Below are 17,841 nucleotides of genomic sequence, written 5' to 3'. Positions count from 1 at the left end.
ATTAAATCTAACGTTTTTGATGAAAACACTCCTTAAGTTTTTAAAATATCGTGTCCACTTTTTGCTGACGATTTACATATGGTATTACCAGTAACCCTTACTCCTATCTTTTGTCAGCAATACAATGGAAAAAACATTCATTAAAATAACCTTACAAAATTCTCTGCATTATGCATATCATAAAGTTCAAAAGCAATAAAATACTATTAAAACCTAAAAAGGAGAAAATGGTATTAGGTATAATTTGATCTGACGATTTGAAGTTTTCAAATACTTCGCTACAAATCAATTTTATTTCAAAAAAATTAATGAAAAGGTATTGAGCTAAAGTTATACTTGGTTCGGTCGTAATATAAATAGATTATATCGTATGAAAATAAAATCATAGATGAATCCCTTTGTATATAAGTAAGATACTATTTATTTCATATGGTTTAATATCATATGAAATAAATAGTAGCATGCACTTAAGCTGATCATGATAATCCCATGTATCATCCATTTTCGCCTCAAATAAGTAAAGATAGAAATCGAAAAATACTGAAGAATTTCATAAAATATTATCTATAAAATCTATCAGCAATAAAACATCCAAGTTCCTAGTGGAATTTGGAAGTTTTAATTGGTTAAAAAATAAAAAAGCCTAATCCAAGGACTAGGCTTTGTATATAAATAACTTTATACTTAAAAAAGCGATGTGCTCGTTTGAAGAAATTTACCAGTTGATGCTGCACTTTCCTTTACCACTTTTCCATCGATAATAATTTGAGCCTTTAACGTCGATGCATCGGTTAACCCTACTCCATTTGCAGTTACCATAGGCGTTCTTGTTTCTATTCCTGCTTCACTTGTCCATTCATTTCCAAATTCTCCAGTTTTTGAAACTGCGTCATTTCCATCATAATAGACAATGGTACTGATTTTTACATCACTTGATCCAATGATCTTGTACTGTACTTTTTTAGTTCCTGTTTCTACTGCAGGATCGTCATCTTTACTACAAGCGGTAAAAATAAATGTAAGGGCTACTAATGCTAGTGCTAATAATCTAATGTTTTTCATAAATATCATTTTTAATCTAGCACTATTTATCAAACACCATGCCTTATTAGAGTTATCAATCTAATTTTATTAAAATATTCGAAATATTTCCACACCTGTAATTATAAATTCATATTTTACAATTAAAACCTTATAAAATAAATTAATAGATTATTAATTAATATCTATTTTAAGTAACCTTTATGCTCTTGGTTATACCTTAGGATATCTTTTATTAAAACTAATTAATTAAAAAAAATCATAATCACCTTATTACTAGCAATATGAACCCCATTAATTATAAAATCTTTTATTTTTTTACTTATAGGAAAAACACTAAATTGCTTATATATCCTAGATTATGCAGAGCAATATGATTTTCACCTATTCCATTTGTGATCCTTTAGAAAAGGAAATTATTAGTATTTCAAAAAACTTTAAAGGAGAAGAACTCCTACAAATTGCAAAGAATTATCCTTGGATGGAGAAGCTGAACATCATGGAGCAATTAAAACCTGAAGAAATTTATTACAATCCATCCTTAGATTTTTTAAATGTAATTTCAAAAAGTAGTTTTGGACTTTCAGCACATTTCAATGATCAGCAAGAACTTGAATTCTCCTTATGGTATCGAAGACCTAAAAAAAACAATGTATTTTTTGGATTATTTGGGGAAAAAGAAAAAATGGTTGTCGATGATAAATGGGGCTATAATTTAGAAGCTTCGCTGATCTATTTAAATGATTTCATTGATGGAAATGATGAAAAATTAGAACAATTGTTTATTTAATCAGGTAGTGAACCGAAATAATATCCATCTTTAATGATGATATCAAGCTTTTCCTTGTAGCTGAAAGGTAGGGTATTGAATAACCAGAATAGCCATAATCCAGAAGAATATTAAATGACGACCATAAACTATACCATTGACAAGAATGACCAATTAATAACACAACTATTTATTGCCTCAAAATCAGAACGAATAAACAACAAAAGACGCAAAAGCAGGATTACATCGCCTATTCTATTTATATTCTTAGGGCTAATTAGTTTAATATCTAACGATTACATCCCCCTCCTATTTTTATCCATTTGTGCAGTAACGTATTATTTCATTTATCCTAAGTGGGAAAGTCGTTATTACATCAAACACTATAAAGGAATAATTCAAGATAAGTATGGGGATAAGCAATCCATACAGGTCAAGTTTGAATTTGATCATGACCAGCTGAAAGTAAAAGATGATTTGTACGAATCAATTGTTCCGAGCAGCGCTGTAAAAGAATTTTATGAAATAGCTTATGCGATATTTATTATTTTGGAAGATGGACAAACACTTATTTTACCTAAAGACAAACTGCAAAATGTCGCGGAAATCAGAGCTCAATTTACAGAACTTGCAGATCACCTAAAGGTAAATTACCACTTAGAAGAAGAGTGGGAATGGAAATAATTTATTATCAACGCAAACAAGATTAAGGATAGCCGAACTTGATCAGCAGTACAAAATATTCCATCAATTATTTGCTAAAATAAACCATCCTTCATGAAAAGGAAAATGCATTGGGGTACAACTATAAATGCAATTTAAGTCCTAATGCCAATCCCATAAAATTAAAACCTGATAAGCTCTTGTTTTGAATCCTACTAATTAACATCAGATCAGAAACATGCACATCGTAGTAAAAAGCAAGCTTTCTTAAGATCTTCGGGTTTTTAGGCATATTCCATTCAAAAGATTGCCCTAGAAAGATGTTTGCTCTAAGTTTTGTCGAAAAAGTATAATAATCTTTTGGATATTTTTCAGGGGCACTGTACCAAAACTGTTTCCCCAAGGTTGTACTCAGGTATAATCCAGTGCGTAATGGAGAATAGGAAAAAGAAGTATTAATGGGAATCTTCCAAGGGCTGTAAAGCTGGCGAATGCTAAGTGTCAATTTCACTCTATCGGTATCGTATTTAGGCACATATCCCAATAACAATTCCGTAGCCCATTGTTTCTTCTTACCATAGTCCCATCCCGCTCCGACAGCAATTAATCCTATAGAGCCTCCTGTCTGTACTAAATAGCTAGAAGGTTTAATGTGAAAAATTGCCTGTTTAATTTCCACATTATTAAGACTATCCGCATTCAATGAAGCATCCATTGTTGACGCTTTTCCCAGGGAAACGATGAACAAAATGGCAAAGGTTAAGATGATATCACGCATATTAGTAAGAGTGTATTTCATGAGTAAAAGAACCTGGAGTAATGGTGAAGACTAAATATTGCCTCTTTCCAATATTTGGACCTCCAATATAAAATATACCATCGTTGAAAACATCCTCTTTCATATATCGATGCTCATGTCCATGCAATCCAAAAAGTAGATTAGGAAATTGCCTAATATGGTATTGAAACACATTCGATACATTATTATCAAATTGCTCAGAAGTTGGCCGAGCATGCATCATAGCAATGGTTTGATTATAGGGAGCCTGCTCATTTTTCAATTCCGAATTGATAAAGGAGAAATTGGGCACTGGGTTAGCATAATTAGACTCTAACGCGTTGGTATTCATCCCAAGAAATTTAGTTTTTCCAGCAATGAAAGAGAAATTTGGACTACCAAAAACTTTTTCAAAGATCTCTTCCCCATTCGCTAATAAATCATGATTACCGATTAAAACAACATAAGGTTTAGTTGATTTTTCGAGCAGATCTCTTTGCATCAAAAATTCATCGGTTAGACCAAAGTCTGCCAGGTCTCCCCCATGAATAATAAAGTCGATATCATCCTTTGGATTGATATGCTCTACAAAATCACCTAATTCATCATACCAACGTTGAGAATCACTAATAAATGCAAATCTAATCGTATCTTTTGATGCAAAGTTTGATTCTATGGCTGCGATATTTTTGTTATTTATGTCTAAGGTTCCCGTTAGCTTACCTGCATAGGGATGTATATCAATCAGTTCGCAAGAAGATAAAGCAGTTAACAGGACCATTAACTTAAAAAATAAACAAATTCTATACATCTTAATTTTTGACTTTCTGTCCGCAAAAGTAAGGAAATGCAACGTATGTAATTGTCATACTTAAGAAAGATTAATTAATTATGTAGGTATGCACAGGTAACAATACCTAGACATTATTAAATATTTTAGACAACTATTCTGATTTAAAAGGTAGCCAATAGCCTAAAAAACCTTTCGTATAAAATATCTTCCCTTATGTAGAAAAAAGAAAATAGCTTAGCTAGGAAAGCCTAATTTAGTTGAATAAGCGATAAAATTAAGAAAGATTTACAAACCATAGCATCATGATGATCAAAGTATTTAAAACCAATGTCAATGACCTGAATTTAGTTCAAGAAATTAAGAATTCAATCAAAACCAAATTAGGAATTCAACAAGTTACATTTGATTTGGAAGATATCGATTGTATTTTGCGGGTGGAAGGTTTACGATTTTCCCCATTGGATATTATACAGCATGTAAATCACCATGGTTGCTCATGCGAAGAATTACTGTAATTTTCTTCATCTGTACCTACAGTCATAAGCTGTTTAAGTTCATTGATTACCTATTATGCGTTTTCTTCCATAAAGTTAAAAACTGGTCCCTGTACCGATCACCTAATGGGACTTCCTTATCTTTAATCATTAAGGTCTTGTTATCGCATCGTTCGACCTTTGCAATGGCCACGATATAAGATTTAGAAACCCGTATGAACCGATCGGCTGGAAGTAATAAATGTGTAGTTTTTAAGTTCATGGCGGTAATCCATTTTTCATCAAGTCCATAAATGATGGAATAGTCTTTCATTCCTTCAATAAATAAGATATCTTGAAAATAAACTTTGTGATGCATCCTTTCTGAACGAATAATGATGAAATCTTCTACAGGAAGTACATTATCTGCAGCTATAGTCTTCGGTTCAACCTCTTGAAACCTGCTAGCTTTATCAATAGCCTTGACTAAGCGTTTACCTTCTATAGGCTTAAGTAAGTAATCGATAGCTTCCACTTCATAGCTCTTTAATGCATATTGCGAATAAGCCGTAGTAAAAATGATTTTAGTCGTTTTATTGATCGTGGCTGCAAATTCTAAACCCGACATACCGGGCATGTGGATATCCAAGAATATAATGTCTACGGTATGTAAGGCCAAATAATCTTGTGCAAGTTTAACACTCGAAAACATTCCAGCAATGTTAAGATTACTTACTTCATGAATCAGGTGGGCTAATTCCGCACGTGCTAAAGGCTCATCATCGACAATTATGCAATTCATATTGGCAAAATTAGTTGAACAGTATAATCAAATTCATTGGATTTAATCTGCAAGTCGTATTGATCTTGATAGATTAAGTCCAGTCTTTTTTTTATGGTTAATAAGCCCAATCCACGATGTTTATTATTTTGAATAGGAATATGTTCTGTGCTATTTCTACAAATAAATTCCAATTTATGGCTATGGATCTTAAATTCTATATATATCGACGTTTCCTTATTTAATAAACTGGCACTATGCTTAACTGCATTTTCTACAAAAGTGGTAAACAAATTGGCGGGCAAATTAATGGTATTTATAGCTTGATCATTCGGAGTTACATGGGTGACTTGTATATGAATGCTGAAATCATCTCGCCGTATTTTCTCTAAATCTAAAAAGTTTTTCAAAAATTCAATTTCAGAAATGAGTAGCACATTTTCATCATCTGACTTATAAATCTGATGCCTTAAAAATCCAGAAAGTTTTGAAACTACTTCATTCGCTTGATCAGGTTTAGTACGTATGAGGTGATTGATGTTATTCAACATATTAAACAAAAAGTGCGGATTAATTTGATTTTTTAATGCATTTAATTCATGTTTATAGGATAATTGCTTCAGTTCGGAAATCCGTTCCATATTGATAATCCATTGTTGAAATAATTTAAATGTGGTGCTAGTCGATATTAAAATCACAGAAAGAAATACCCCATCGAAATAATCATAACCCCTAGCAGAGGTAATAAATACACCCATCGTTATTAAATACATTTTTAATCCATTTCCTATAACATATATAACTATAGCATCCAATAAAAATAAAACTAGGACATAGAATATGTATTGCCTTTGCATCAGAAAATTAGGAATCAGCACATACATATTTATGTACATCATGAAAACAAAAAAACTATAGATGATAACAATGATCGATAACCTAACTTCTGCAGTATAAATTACAAAATCCGATTCATGGCATAAAAACAGAAAAAATAACAAGAGAAATAAGATATGTCGGAAGACCCGATATTTCTTATGCGTAATAAAATCTACGAAAAATTGTTGTTGCGGGTAAAAATCAGGACACATCGTTGCAAAATGGAATTGTTTGAAATTAGCATTCAAGTGAAATTCAAAAATATGGAAATCAATCGACTGGTAATTCAGGCACTAAATTAGGTGTCTTTTTAGTTATAATATTATGTTTTGTATAAAAATATGTTTGTTTGGTAGAAAACTACAAGAATTTTTACCTAACAGTAGCTAATTTAGTATTGGATTCGTCTATGTATATATTTTATTTTATAAGAGCTCATAAAAACGATATTCCAAAAATAGCAAGGCGATGATGATAAAAATTTTTAAAACTGATGTTTCTAGAATTAGAGATGCTTTTGAATTAAGCAATTTGTTGCAAGGTATTCTAGAATTAAAGCGTGCAACATTTGATTTGGACGATACAGATCATGTATTACGTGTTGAAGGAGATAATTATTCCGCAGATGAAGTCCTATGTTTTCTTGAATTCTGTGGTTTTGAAGGGAAAGAATTGGTCTAATACTAAAACTAGTATTAGACCAATCCGCTTTGTATATTAAAGAGGTATTCAAGAAATTACCTCTATTTGAATAGTAAGAATATACAGCAATGACCAATTCCAAACTTTACGTATTTTCATTCCTTTCCCATCCGGGTAAACCCAGCAATTGTTGAGGGAATTTTGTAGTAAGCTGCACTAGCAAACACACGCATCAAAAATCCTCCAAAATTTATGGAATTATTCGGTATACCCCTTATTATCAATTACGTTCAACACCTACTACAAGCACCTTGATTTTCTAATGAGTAGAATTTTTCCAACTCATATTGATAACCTTTGCAAGTCCTTTCCATTTCACATTATCGTTGACTTTTAGTTCTATGGTATTGGTGTTATTTTGTAATTCCAATTTATGAATAGTTCCTTTATTTGCTATGGAATAAGTTGCTACATATAAATCCAAATAGCTATTTGTTTGTATATCGCTGTAAATCATGGTTATTTCCTCTCCAAAATCTTTAATAAAAATCATCTGTTCATTTCCTAAATTATAATCATAAGCGAAGAGTTTAGAACCTTGGGCAAAATATAGCGCAGTTCTGGTGCTCGAAAAGGCAAATAGTTTCGACTTTTCCAATTCTTTCGAATACGCATCGCTTACCACATATCCATTTCTTTTCTGCGGAACATTTGCTGCATAAAATTTATAAATAAAATATTGACCTGTTTCAAAATTTTTCATTAAAGCTAAGGTATTTCCATTAGTTGAACCACCATCCGTATTCCTGGTATTTCTGACAAACACTAAAGAACGGTTTACTTCACTTTGGTTCCATGGAAAAGGATCATTAGGTCTATCGGGAAGCAGGTTCATATTTGTTGCGGAGGAACTTGCATAAACAAATCTTCTATTTTCAGTATCAAATAATGTATAATGAGTCCACGCACCTGGCCCATGCATGATGTAAGGAAAAACAGGAAATGTGGGCGAATTTATTCCCGATAAGCGATTGGTCGGATTACCATAAAAATCACCTCCACCGCTAGTTAAATCGGCATTAAAGCTATGTCCTGTATTCGTAACAATTGTCCTTTTCAAACTATTTGCTGTATTTCCCCCGATTCTATTAATTCTTGGAGCAATATCCACCGGAATTATATTGGAAGGAAGTGAATAGCTTGCAAATAGTAAATTTTTAAAAACCTGATTCGGACTTGTTTCAAATGTAGCGTGATTAACATAATAGGCATGCTCCTTCCCTAGTACCCATTGTTTGACATTTGCTGGTCTTAATGGAAAACTACCTGTATGAAGAATGTCTACAGCACCTTTAAATCGCGGAACCCCATTATCCCTGCTCAAACCTTTTACAATACTTGTATCGTCAGAATTCATAGCAATCATTTCGACTTCAACAAATCCTTCATCATCTTCACCAATAAGTAAAAAACCTGTACCCGATTGAATTGCAATTTCCAAAAACGTAAAACTAGACCAGACAATATTTGTCTCTTTGTCTGTTACTTTTAAATATAAGGTATATACACCGGGAGTAGCCGTTACGGGATATTTCAAATTTTTGACTGTACCTATGATAACTCCTTTTTTAGTAATAATATCAGTCCGCTCACTAGACACTAATTTCCATTCATAACTAAACCTATCCTCCTCGTATTCATTAATTGTAAAATTCAAATTAGGCGATATTTTCAAGGTATCAATCTTATACAACAAACGATGAGATTGACCTAATTCTGAAATAGCTATTTCATTAATATCTCTATAATTGGAATTTTCAAATTCTTTACGACAGGAATGAAAAACGATACCTAAAACAAAAACTAAGAAATAAATTATTTTTTTCATAATACGGGTTTATAAGGAGTGCCTATTATTGAATTCCAACTTACACCAGATACCCACATGAGCCGACCATCATCTTCTAAAACTGGTGTTTTTTTATCCATTTGATTCTGTAAATAGGCCGCCATGACCTGATTGATAACATTGACACGCACATAATGCATAATTGTTGAATTTTTGAAATCATCATAAATTAAATCATTAAGCAAACAGAACAATTTAAATTTTTTCGATGTAAATTCACCCCAAAGTCCAATTTCACGACCCTCAGCATTTCCACCAAACCATACCTGAGGTTTAGTAATAAAATCCGTTAACTCTATTTTATGATACGATGAATTAAAAATTTTATACCTTTCTGAAGAAACGTGAGGAGGTAAATGATACCATACAGGTATTGATAAACTAAAATCCTTAGAAGGAATTAGGTTTAATCCCAAGATTCTCATCTCTTTTTGTAAATTTTCAGAGCGCAAAAGTGTGATTGGAATATCCGTATATATTGTGCCAGCTTTAATGGTGTACTGCGTTAAAAAAGATTCATACTCCACATCTAAAGCGGCAGTACTACTATCGCTATTTAATTCAACTCCAAAATATCGATCATAACTTTTTGGTTCGCCAGTTATCATCACCCGAAGTTTTAACTGGTGCTGCGATCCTTGTAAATTAATAAAATCCACAGGTGAATAACTTTGAAAAGCCCAAGTTGTAGAATCTGCTTTGTCAGACCCCCATTGTACTGCAAAATAAACACCTTCTTCACCTTCATATTTCATCAAATCCTTTTCGCAACTTACCAGTAGCAAACAAATACCCAATAAGTATATTTTTATAGTTACGTTTTTCATATTAATTTCTTTGGCTAGTTTCACTTTCAGGTAATGGAAAAGCATAGTAATTTTTCTCCATAGGAAACAAATCAATTCCAGGACGAATAGGACTAGGAATGTTTTCTTTTTGCAACCTTTTGAAATAGAAAAAAATTTGACCTTCTCCGATAAACTCTCGGATATACTCATTTAGGATAAAATCATTTAATTCAGATCCACTATTCAGACTGACATCAGGTAATCCTCGGTTTGTTTGTAAAATATTAATATACTTTTCAGCATCATTTAAATTATCCGATGTCTCAGCCATAATTAAATACATTTCAGAAATCCGTATTAAAGGATACATATACCGATAGGCTAGCGATACATTATTTCCATCCGTTACATCTAAAAACTTGGTAAAGTATAATACTTCAGTTCCACCGCCAGCAACTTTTTGTTCCCAATGAAGCTTTCTTCTAAAATCATTTTCATTCGGATAAAGCTGAGGCACTCTTCCATCACTAAGGGAACCAACAAAAGTTAAAATTTGTATTGGTGCAAGGGCATTTGAAAAACCCATATTCTGTACATTAATACGGCTCGTATTATACAAAGCAAATAAGACTTCTGTAGAAAATATACGATCGGGAAAATTTGGTCTATTAGTTACAGCATCTTGTGTAACAAATGGAAATATTTCATTTCCTTTTTTCTGTCCTTCTTCGATAACCTCAGAAGCATATTTTTTTGCAGACTGGGTATCTCCTTTCCATAAATAAGCACGCGCTAATAAAGCTTTAACTGCAAAATAATTTAAGCGATATTGCCGATAATTTAGAAGATTGGAAACTGGATTATCTAAATTTAAGGCCCCTTCTTTTAAGACAGGATCTGTAGGTTCTAATAAATCTTTTGCTAATAACAAATCTTGAATTATCTTTTCAATAATTTCTTCATTTGATAATAAGGGTTCAACTTTCCGACTATTCAGCGTCATGTATGGCAATACTAAAGCATCCTTCTCATTTTCATAACTAGACCCAAACAAACGCAATAAATCAAAATGAAGCATAGCTCTACAAGCAAGCGCCTCCCCTTTGAAAATTCCATAATATTGCTCTCCAAGCATTGCCTGTTGCAAATCTGTATGATAAACGATTGTATTTAAATTGGCAATAAATTTATAGGCATTATTCCAGATCGCCTCTATAATTGATTTGTACTCACTATTACTATATTCATAAGTAATATATGGAGCAAAAATATGTTCTCTTTCCGTCAAATTATACAATTGTGCCATGACGTCAAGCAATCCATAAGTTAAATTTGCCCCATATAAAGTTTGATCATTTAATTCAGAATAGACTCCATTGATAGCCAAGTTGAATCCATTAATCGATGAAAAAACTTGACTTTCTAATATATTATCTTGAGGTTTTACCTCAAGATACTTGTTACAAGAAATCGTAATTAAAAATACCGTGCTAACTAGTAGCGTTAATCTGATAAACATTTTCATAATAAAACCATTAAAACCTTCCAGAAATTGAAAATGAAACTGTGCGTGCGAAAGGGTAATTAATACCTCTTTCATTTTTGACCGTAGAAATCCGAAATATCTCATTGAGATAAATCCTTCCTTGAAATGAATTCAAACCTAATTTCCTATGCCAATCACCAAGACTTTCGTACCCTAAAGAAATGGATTCACAACTAAAGGTATTTTCATCAGCTAAAAACCTTGATGATATAGGCGTGCTGCTACTCAGTGAAATGGCTTTGAAACTGGAGATATCACCTACATTTTTCCAGCGATCATACAATGCTCTTCGATCCTGATTATTTCGTAAAGATTCACTGGATATGTTTTCTACTTTAGAATATAAGGTGTTCAAAAACAATTGACCTCCATAACGATACCTAAAGTTCCCGCTGAAACTCCAACCTTTATAATTGATCATGGTTCCTATTACGCCTTCAGCCTTTGGGGTCGAATTACCCAGAACTTTCTCATCTTTATAATCGTGGATAAAAGTTTGTGTGCCATCCTTTTTTAGAAAAATTTCTCTCCCAGTTGCGGGGTCGATTCCTAAGGACTGTACAGCCCATAAATCGGTTGTGCTCGCACCATCGTAATATCGTTGAAGATTTTTACTCACATTTTCCTCATTCAAATTATCCAAGACATTCCCAATTTTATAATAAGTCGAATTCATTTTCCGGTAATTAATATTGAGGTTCCATTGAAAATGATCATTTTGGATAGCTCTAAAGATCAATGTCGAAGTTATACCTGTTGTTTTTTGTGCTCCTATATTTTCTGCAATTTCTGAGGATCCTGTGGAAGGAGGAACTTGAATATATATGAGGAGTGGATCAGTTATTTTATAGAAAAAATCGCTGTTAAAGAATAATTTCCTGTCAAAAATTTCCAAATCCAAGCCGAAATTTTTATCTAATGTTTTCTGCCACTTTAAATGAGGATTCCCAAATGTACTGATGAGCGCACTCAACCCAAACGGATTCGGATAATTTAGATTGTATGTATATATATTCATAGACATATAAGCATCAAAGTTTTGATTTCCTGGATTACCAATAGATGAACGAAGTTTAAAGTAAGAGATGTATTTATTTACCCCTTGAAACCATGGCTCTTGGTGAAGATTCCAGGCAATTCCAAAAGCCCAAGTCTTGGTGAATTTATTGGATACACCAAACAAAGAAGACCCATCCATTCGGTAATTAAAATCAAACAGATACCTGTTGTTAAAGGAATATCCAGCGTTCGAATAAAAGCTTAATGATCTTCGATCATTAAAGGTGTAATTCGGTCTCGAACCTGAAACATATCCATTAGAAAATTTAGGTGCCCAGTATTCTTCATCCTTGTACCCAGAGACCGCAATAGAAACACGCTCATTGATATTCTGATTTGCGCGCATGCCCACTATTGCATTAATCATATGTTTCTGATCTGTACCAAGGCTTTTCCCATAGGTACTACTTAAATCAAAATCAAAACTGGAATTTCCACCATTGGCCTCCGTAAACCTTCCCTTGTTTATCGCATTACTTCCATCAAAAGAAGTCGCTAATGGCGATATAAATACTTGGCTTTTACTGATTCCTTTAGCAAAAGAAAATCTACCTCGGACTCTTACTTCATCAATCATTCGCCAATCCATGTCAAAATTATTTCTGAATTCTACATTGTTATTTCGATCAAAACTTTTTCGATTGAAATCATACATTGGATTGTATCGATTTACTTTACCAGATATTCCTTCCGAAAAAGTTTCCACTATTTTCAAAATTTGGCCATATTCATCATATTTTCGATAATAGGGATTCATTCGTGAAAATTCAGAAAAGCTGACTACATTGTTTTCACTTTGCGTATGATCTACGGTGAAATTATTGGAAAAGTTGAGTTTTTTTAATCGATAAATTAACCGTACTCGTCCTGAAACGATACGTCTATTTGATCCTTTCATAACACCCATTGTATTCCCATAATTAAAGCCTAAGCCATATCTAATTTTTCGATCTCCACCTTCAGCAAATAAGTTGTGCCTCGAAGAAATCGCTTTTCGCAATGGTTCATCCATCCAATAGGAATCGACACCTCGTTTCACCTCCGCTAACCGTACATTATATTTTTTAGCTTGGGCCTCATCGATAATCATTTCATGTTCATCCAATGGCCCATAATGCCCTGAAAGCTTTTCAAATAAAACTTTCTCCTCCGCATTCATTAAATTATAGTCTTTTAAATCCGCAAAACTGTAATTGGAGCTATTGCTGTAGGTTAACCTTAATTCACCCATTTTAGGCTTTAACGTTTCGATTACTATAACCCCATTTGCCGCTTTAGAACCGTATATCGCAGTGGCAGCCGCATCCTTTAAAATAGTAATTGATTCTACCCGATCCATCGATAAATCAAAGATTGCAGATAAACTAGATTCGAATCCATCCAAAATGAATAGTGGTTGATTTGGATCGCCTGAAAACCGCTGACGCAAATTAATGACACTTGTTTTCCCCCGAATATTTACATCCGGCAATGCATTTGGGTCAGATCCATTTAACACATTTTCGTCCATGGAGAACGATGGATCTAGTGTTCGCAGGGCTTGTAATAAATTGACATTGCTTACTGCCTTTAAATCTTTTGCCGTATAAGTATTCGAAGATCCCGTAAAGCTTTCTTTTTCACGGGTATATATTCCCGTAATCACAGCTTCTTCTAACTTATTTTCTTTTTCAAGTAATATTACTTCAATTATCCTACGGTTATTAATAGCTGTCGTAATATCGTTGTAATTGACATGTTTGATCGTAATTTGCTTGCAGCCATTGGGAAAATCGTATCCAAAACAGCCTTTGGAATCTGTCTGACCTAATGCTTTTTTATCGTTATCTGCAAATACAGAAGCCCCCATAACCGGCATACCGTTCTCATTTTTAACGATGATTTGAATTGGATAATGAACGGACTTAGTAGGCTCCTTTTTAAATAATCCAATGGTTCTATTTTTAATTTTATACCCTATATCTTTTCCATTAAAAATGCTATCCAGGATATTTTCAATGGAATACTGGTCTAAATTAAGTTGAACTGAATGAGTAAGATCTATACTCTTGTTCAAATAAATAATTTGATAGCCAGTTTGTTTTTTAATTGCATCCAAGCATTCCATGATTGTAAGATCATTCTTATTAAATTTAACTTGCTGAGAAGCAGTTGAAATATCGATTTGAATTATCAGAGCGATAATTAATCCGAAAATTTGTTTCATAATTTATTATTAAATTGGTTTTTTATTTATTGATTTAATCCATTTATAAAATTCTACCTCACGATGATCCTCCTTCCTTTTATTTCAAATGTATTTGCATTTACTAGGCTTAAAGTTTCAAGAAGGCTATGGAGATCCAACGCTCTTGATACCTGTCCCATATAATGCTGTTGAAGGTTTACATGCTTATAAATAACCTCAACATTATACCAAGCTGCAATTTCATCCATGATTTGAACGATATTTTTTCCATCAAGATTAAATTGACCGTCATGCCAATTGACCATCCTGTCTTTTAGAAAAAAAGATTTTTTATATTGCCCATTGGTATGAATAACTAGCTCTTCCCCTGGAGCCAATTTAAATTCCTGTTTTTCCGTTTTTACTTTGATTAAGCCTTCATATAGGGTAGCTTTTAAACTGGAATCCTTTTGATTGGATAGGTTAAATTTTGTTCCCAGGACTTCAATTCGATTGTTCCCAACCTGAACGCTAAAGCCCCTATTTTTGGAGTCTTTCTTAATATCAAAAAATGCTTCTCCAATTAATGTTACCTCCCGCTCTTGTTCATTAAAATTGGAAGGAAATATTAATTCAGATGCTACATTCATTTTAACCATGCTTCCATCCGCAAACAGTATAGAAATCTTAGATCCCCTCGGCGAAACAATTCTATTTAAAATTGACCTATGCAAATGAGTTGGCAGGACTTTAATTAGTTGACTATCGATTCTTTGTAAAGAAATATCCGCGAAAACATAGCTGGAATCAATTTTCAATTTTGTTAAATCAATATCTTTTTGACCAGGTTGTTTTAATATTCCGCTGAATTGAGCGGGTAGTATTTGGGCATGTATTTCTTCACCGACAATAGGCTTATTGAACGGTGTATTCCGATACAGAATGCTAAATAAAATCAATCCAATAAACATCGCTGCACCTGCATATAGAAATCGATAGATTTTACGTTTTCTCCTTATTTCCCGCTTGATTCGTAATTTAATGGACATTAATTCTGCTTCAGACCATTGAACTGGTTGTTGATGTTTTACAGTCTCAATCCAATTATTAAGTATCTTTTCTTTTGAAGAAAATTTTATATTATTATTTATATTTTTAATAATTTTATTGAAATTGAGAATTTTCATTCCAGCATTTTAATCTATTAGTAACCTAAATAATTATATACACCTATAATTATTTTCATTATTATTAAAAAAACGTGAACAAAATCGAAAACGCTTTCGAAATAAAAGCAATAGAACTACTGAAAACAGATCAACATGAAGCTTTTGAATTAATTTACACGAGTTATGCTGAAACACTTCTCCATTACACGTATCAAAAGGTTGGTGATAAAAAAATTGCGGAAGACATTGTACAAAATGTATTTATTCAGTTTTGGGAAAATACTAAAGCCATTAGGAGTTCAATTTATGGTTATCTCATAAATTCCATAAAATTTCAAGTATTCAATTATTACAGGTCATGCAAAGTAAAAACTAAATACCTTATTCATTTAAGTGTCTATATAGAGGAAATCTCTCAAACTAATCCTTACCAACAACTGGAGGCAAAAGAATTATTTATAGCGCTTGAAGAGCTTATATCGAAACTGCCAAATCAGTGTAGAAAAGTCTTTTTGTTGAGTCGGTTTGAAAATCTTACGAATGAAGAAATAGCAGAACAATTAATGATTTCAAAAAAAACAGTGGAAAATTATATTACCCAAGCCTTAGCATTTATCCGAATGAAAAACAAACGAATTTATTATGTTTTAACCTTATAGTGCCAGTTAATTATTATACGGAGAGGTATTATTATTGTAAAATCACTTCGAATTATCCCATTAAGAAGTACAGCATCGTATTAAAATCTACTCATTTGAACTTCATAATCATGTTCCTGTTCCCATTTAACGAACAGTGCGTTGTAGTAGTTCAAAACGCTAGCCCATAAAAACAAAGCAAAAAACTATTTCTCTTTATTTTTGGCGTTTCTTAGGAACAATTGCACTCGGTTTATTCCGTTCATTGCTATAGATCTTCTTCGGATCTTCATTGGATCTTCATTGGATTTTCATTGGAAATCAAACGCAAAATTTCGAAGGAGATTCGATTAAAATACGTTGAATCTTCCCATAATAGGTATCCAAATCAAAAACGGCATAAAACATAAAATTCCAGCTCTTGATGTATTTCAAAAGAAAAATGCTGCCGATTGGAAATAAAACGAACTGAATAGGAGCTTCAATCACTCGGCATACAAAATCTGCATTTCATCGTGCAGCATAAGCTCGTAGAAGCCTTTTGGATGATGCTGATTCAGATGGCATCATTTCATTGGTTTAAGGTTTGTTTTTCTGAGGTAAATGGCCAATACGATAGCGATTATCCCTATAAAAACACTGATGATTTGCGCTTCACTTAAAGGAATTCCCAATACATCAAATTTATAATTCACTCGAATCATCTCAATCAAGAAACGTTCAATAGCAATAATAAAAAAGTATATACAAGCTACTAAACCAGCTGTCTTAAAACGATTTCTAAATAACCACAGGATGATAAACGCTAAACCGATAATTATAACTTCATAAGCAGAGGTAGGAAAAACAGGATCAGTTAATACCATGCAATATTTACCCGAACAACCAGCGATCTGTACACCTTGCTCAATAACATTATGAGGAAAATAAGATGCCCAAAGCGAATCAGGTAACCAGGAAAAAGGCTTTGGGTTCATATTTACAATTCCCCAATCTCCATCGCCCGAAAAATGGCAGCCCATTCTGCCCACGGAATAAGCAACCAACATGCCCATGGCTCCAATATCTACTAATGGTTTCCAAGAAATACCATAGCGTATGCCGATTATGAAATAAGCAATGGCACCAAATACCAAGCCTCCATAAAATGTAAGGCCACTTCTTTTCAGCATTTCAAAAAAACCATAGGTTTGAAGCATACCCCAATCTTCTACAATATTGAATAATTTTGCCCCTAAGAATCCGGCAATAGCACAGCATAAAAGCATTAATGGGGTTAGTTGGTATGGCCGTATTGGATCAATAACCGTCGTTTGTTTTGATTTTCTGGAGATGATGATGACTACAATAACCACGGTCAATAAACTCATGATTATTCCCATCGTCCAATGTCCCTCCATGGAAAAAAGCAGGTCAAAAGGATCTCTTACCATAAATTGAGGTTGCAGAATAAGCGCATACCCTTTGAAACCAATTAGAAAGGCTAAAATTCCAAACCCAACAACAAGGAATAGGTTATGTTTCCAGGTAGCAACACTTGAAGGGATAAAAGCGCTGATTTCACCATTCTTTTCTTTTCTTTTAAATTCAGATCGAAAAACTAAGAATGAAAAAAAGAAAGCCAATGCAACAAAAAAGCCAAAGGTAGGTATCGGCAATTCAAATGAAGTACCGAAAAAATGATTAATGAAATGACCTATTGTTGGAAACATGTATAAAAAATATTGCGCCTAAAAATATAAAATT

General features: G+C 32.9%; 16 protein-coding genes. 5 read left to right on the top strand and 11 right to left on the bottom strand.

The genetic code is table 11. The features are described from left to right. Nucleotides 1-684: 684 nt before the first annotated feature. Nucleotides 685-1,062, bottom strand: coding sequence for an MmpS family transport accessory protein (locus ACFRAE_RS12070; protein ID WP_422797413.1), 378 nt, complete (start codon nt 1,060-1,062; stop codon nt 685-687). A 340-nt stretch (nt 1,063-1,402) separates the two neighbouring features. Here ACFRAE_RS12070 and ACFRAE_RS12065 point away from each other — a divergent pair, with 340 nt between their 5' ends. Together ACFRAE_RS12065 and ACFRAE_RS12060 are read left to right on the top strand one after the other, a co-directional pair. Continuing rightward, nucleotides 1,403-1,831, top strand: a complete 429-nt coding sequence (locus ACFRAE_RS12065) for a hypothetical protein (protein WP_422797412.1) — start codon at nt 1,403-1,405, stop codon at nt 1,829-1,831. 114 nt (nt 1,832-1,945) lie between these two features. Then, the gene (locus ACFRAE_RS12060; protein ID WP_422797411.1) at nt 1,946-2,494 is read left to right on the top strand and encodes a hypothetical protein; all 549 of its coding nucleotides are present in this window, start codon (nt 1,946-1,948) and stop codon (nt 2,492-2,494) included. 121 nt (nt 2,495-2,615) lie between these two features. On the opposite strand, the gene ACFRAE_RS12055 is transcribed toward ACFRAE_RS12060, so the two are convergent. Together ACFRAE_RS12055 and ACFRAE_RS12050 are read right to left on the bottom strand one after the other, a co-directional pair. Then, nucleotides 2,616-3,272: a hypothetical protein gene (locus ACFRAE_RS12055; RefSeq protein WP_422797410.1), complete on the bottom strand. Its 657-nt coding sequence runs from the start codon at nt 3,270-3,272 to the stop codon at nt 2,616-2,618. Next, nucleotides 3,253-4,062 (bottom strand): metallophosphoesterase family protein, encoded by an 810-nt coding sequence (locus tag ACFRAE_RS12050; RefSeq protein ID WP_422797409.1) that lies wholly within the window; start codon nt 4,060-4,062, stop codon nt 3,253-3,255. Before ACFRAE_RS12050 ends, ACFRAE_RS12055 begins: the two co-directional genes overlap by 20 nt. Nucleotides 4,063-4,346: 284 nt before the next feature. Here ACFRAE_RS12050 and ACFRAE_RS12045 point away from each other — a divergent pair, with 284 nt between their 5' ends. Continuing rightward, entirely contained in the window at nt 4,347-4,559 is a 213-nt protein-coding gene (locus tag ACFRAE_RS12045; protein ID WP_422797408.1) for a hypothetical protein, read from the top strand. A 46-nt stretch (nt 4,560-4,605) separates the two neighbouring features. Here the strand turns inward: ACFRAE_RS12045 and ACFRAE_RS12040 are convergent, their stop codons facing one another. Beyond that, nucleotides 4,606-5,319 (bottom strand): LytR/AlgR family response regulator transcription factor, encoded by a 714-nt coding sequence (locus ACFRAE_RS12040; protein ID WP_422797407.1) that lies wholly within the window; start codon nt 5,317-5,319, stop codon nt 4,606-4,608. Next, nucleotides 5,316-6,071, bottom strand: a complete 756-nt coding sequence (locus ACFRAE_RS12035; protein WP_422797406.1) for a sensor histidine kinase — start codon at nt 6,069-6,071, stop codon at nt 5,316-5,318. Before ACFRAE_RS12035 ends, ACFRAE_RS12040 begins: the two co-directional genes overlap by 4 nt. 574 nt (nt 6,072-6,645) lie before the next feature. Between ACFRAE_RS12035 and ACFRAE_RS12030 the strand changes: the two genes are divergently transcribed. Further along, a complete protein-coding gene (locus ACFRAE_RS12030; protein WP_422797405.1) occupies nt 6,646-6,858 on the top strand; it encodes a hypothetical protein in 213 nt (70 codons plus the stop codon). A 280-nt stretch (nt 6,859-7,138) separates the two neighbouring features. Here ACFRAE_RS12030 and ACFRAE_RS12025 read toward each other — a convergent pair whose 3' ends face one another. Genes ACFRAE_RS12025 through ACFRAE_RS12005 form a run of 5 tightly spaced genes read right to left on the bottom strand, consistent with a single transcriptional unit; the run spans nt 7,139 to nt 15,475 of the window. Continuing rightward, nucleotides 7,139-8,707, bottom strand: a complete 1,569-nt coding sequence (locus ACFRAE_RS12025; protein WP_422797404.1) for a PKD-like family lipoprotein — start codon at nt 8,705-8,707, stop codon at nt 7,139-7,141. Continuing rightward, nucleotides 8,704-9,555 carry a DUF4843 domain-containing protein gene (locus ACFRAE_RS12020; protein ID WP_422797403.1) on the bottom strand — a complete coding sequence of 284 codons (852 nt, stop codon included), beginning with the start codon at nt 9,553-9,555 and terminating at the stop codon, nt 8,704-8,706. The genes ACFRAE_RS12025 and ACFRAE_RS12020 overlap by 4 nt, the downstream gene beginning before the upstream one ends. 1 nt (nt 9,556) lies before the next feature. Further along, entirely contained in the window at nt 9,557-11,041 is a 1,485-nt protein-coding gene (locus tag ACFRAE_RS12015; protein WP_422797402.1) for a RagB/SusD family nutrient uptake outer membrane protein, read from the bottom strand. Between the two features lie 10 nt (nt 11,042-11,051). Continuing rightward, the gene (locus ACFRAE_RS12010; protein ID WP_422797401.1) at nt 11,052-14,327 is read right to left on the bottom strand and encodes a SusC/RagA family TonB-linked outer membrane protein; all 3,276 of its coding nucleotides are present in this window, start codon (nt 14,325-14,327) and stop codon (nt 11,052-11,054) included. Between the two features lie 53 nt (nt 14,328-14,380). After that, entirely contained in the window at nt 14,381-15,475 is a 1,095-nt protein-coding gene (locus ACFRAE_RS12005) for a FecR family protein (protein WP_422797400.1), read from the bottom strand. A gap of 74 nt (nt 15,476-15,549) precedes the next feature. Between ACFRAE_RS12005 and ACFRAE_RS12000 the strand changes: the two genes are divergently transcribed. Next, nucleotides 15,550-16,116, top strand: coding sequence for an RNA polymerase sigma-70 factor (locus ACFRAE_RS12000; protein WP_422797399.1), 567 nt, complete (start codon nt 15,550-15,552; stop codon nt 16,114-16,116). Nucleotides 16,117-16,661: 545 nt separating this feature from the next. Here the strand turns inward: ACFRAE_RS12000 and ACFRAE_RS11995 are convergent. Further along, on the bottom strand, nt 16,662-17,807 hold the full coding sequence (locus ACFRAE_RS11995; protein ID WP_422797398.1) for a prolipoprotein diacylglyceryl transferase: 1,146 nt from the start codon (nt 17,805-17,807) through the stop codon (nt 16,662-16,664). Nucleotides 17,808-17,841: the final 34 nt, after the last annotated feature.

The organism is Sphingobacterium sp. HJSM2_6, assembly GCF_049316305.1.
In the GTDB taxonomy this organism is placed as follows: domain Bacteria; phylum Bacteroidota; class Bacteroidia; order Sphingobacteriales; family Sphingobacteriaceae; genus Sphingobacterium.
The sequence above is the reverse complement of the archived record's forward strand: the minus strand, read 5'-3'. Positions and strand labels throughout refer to the sequence as shown.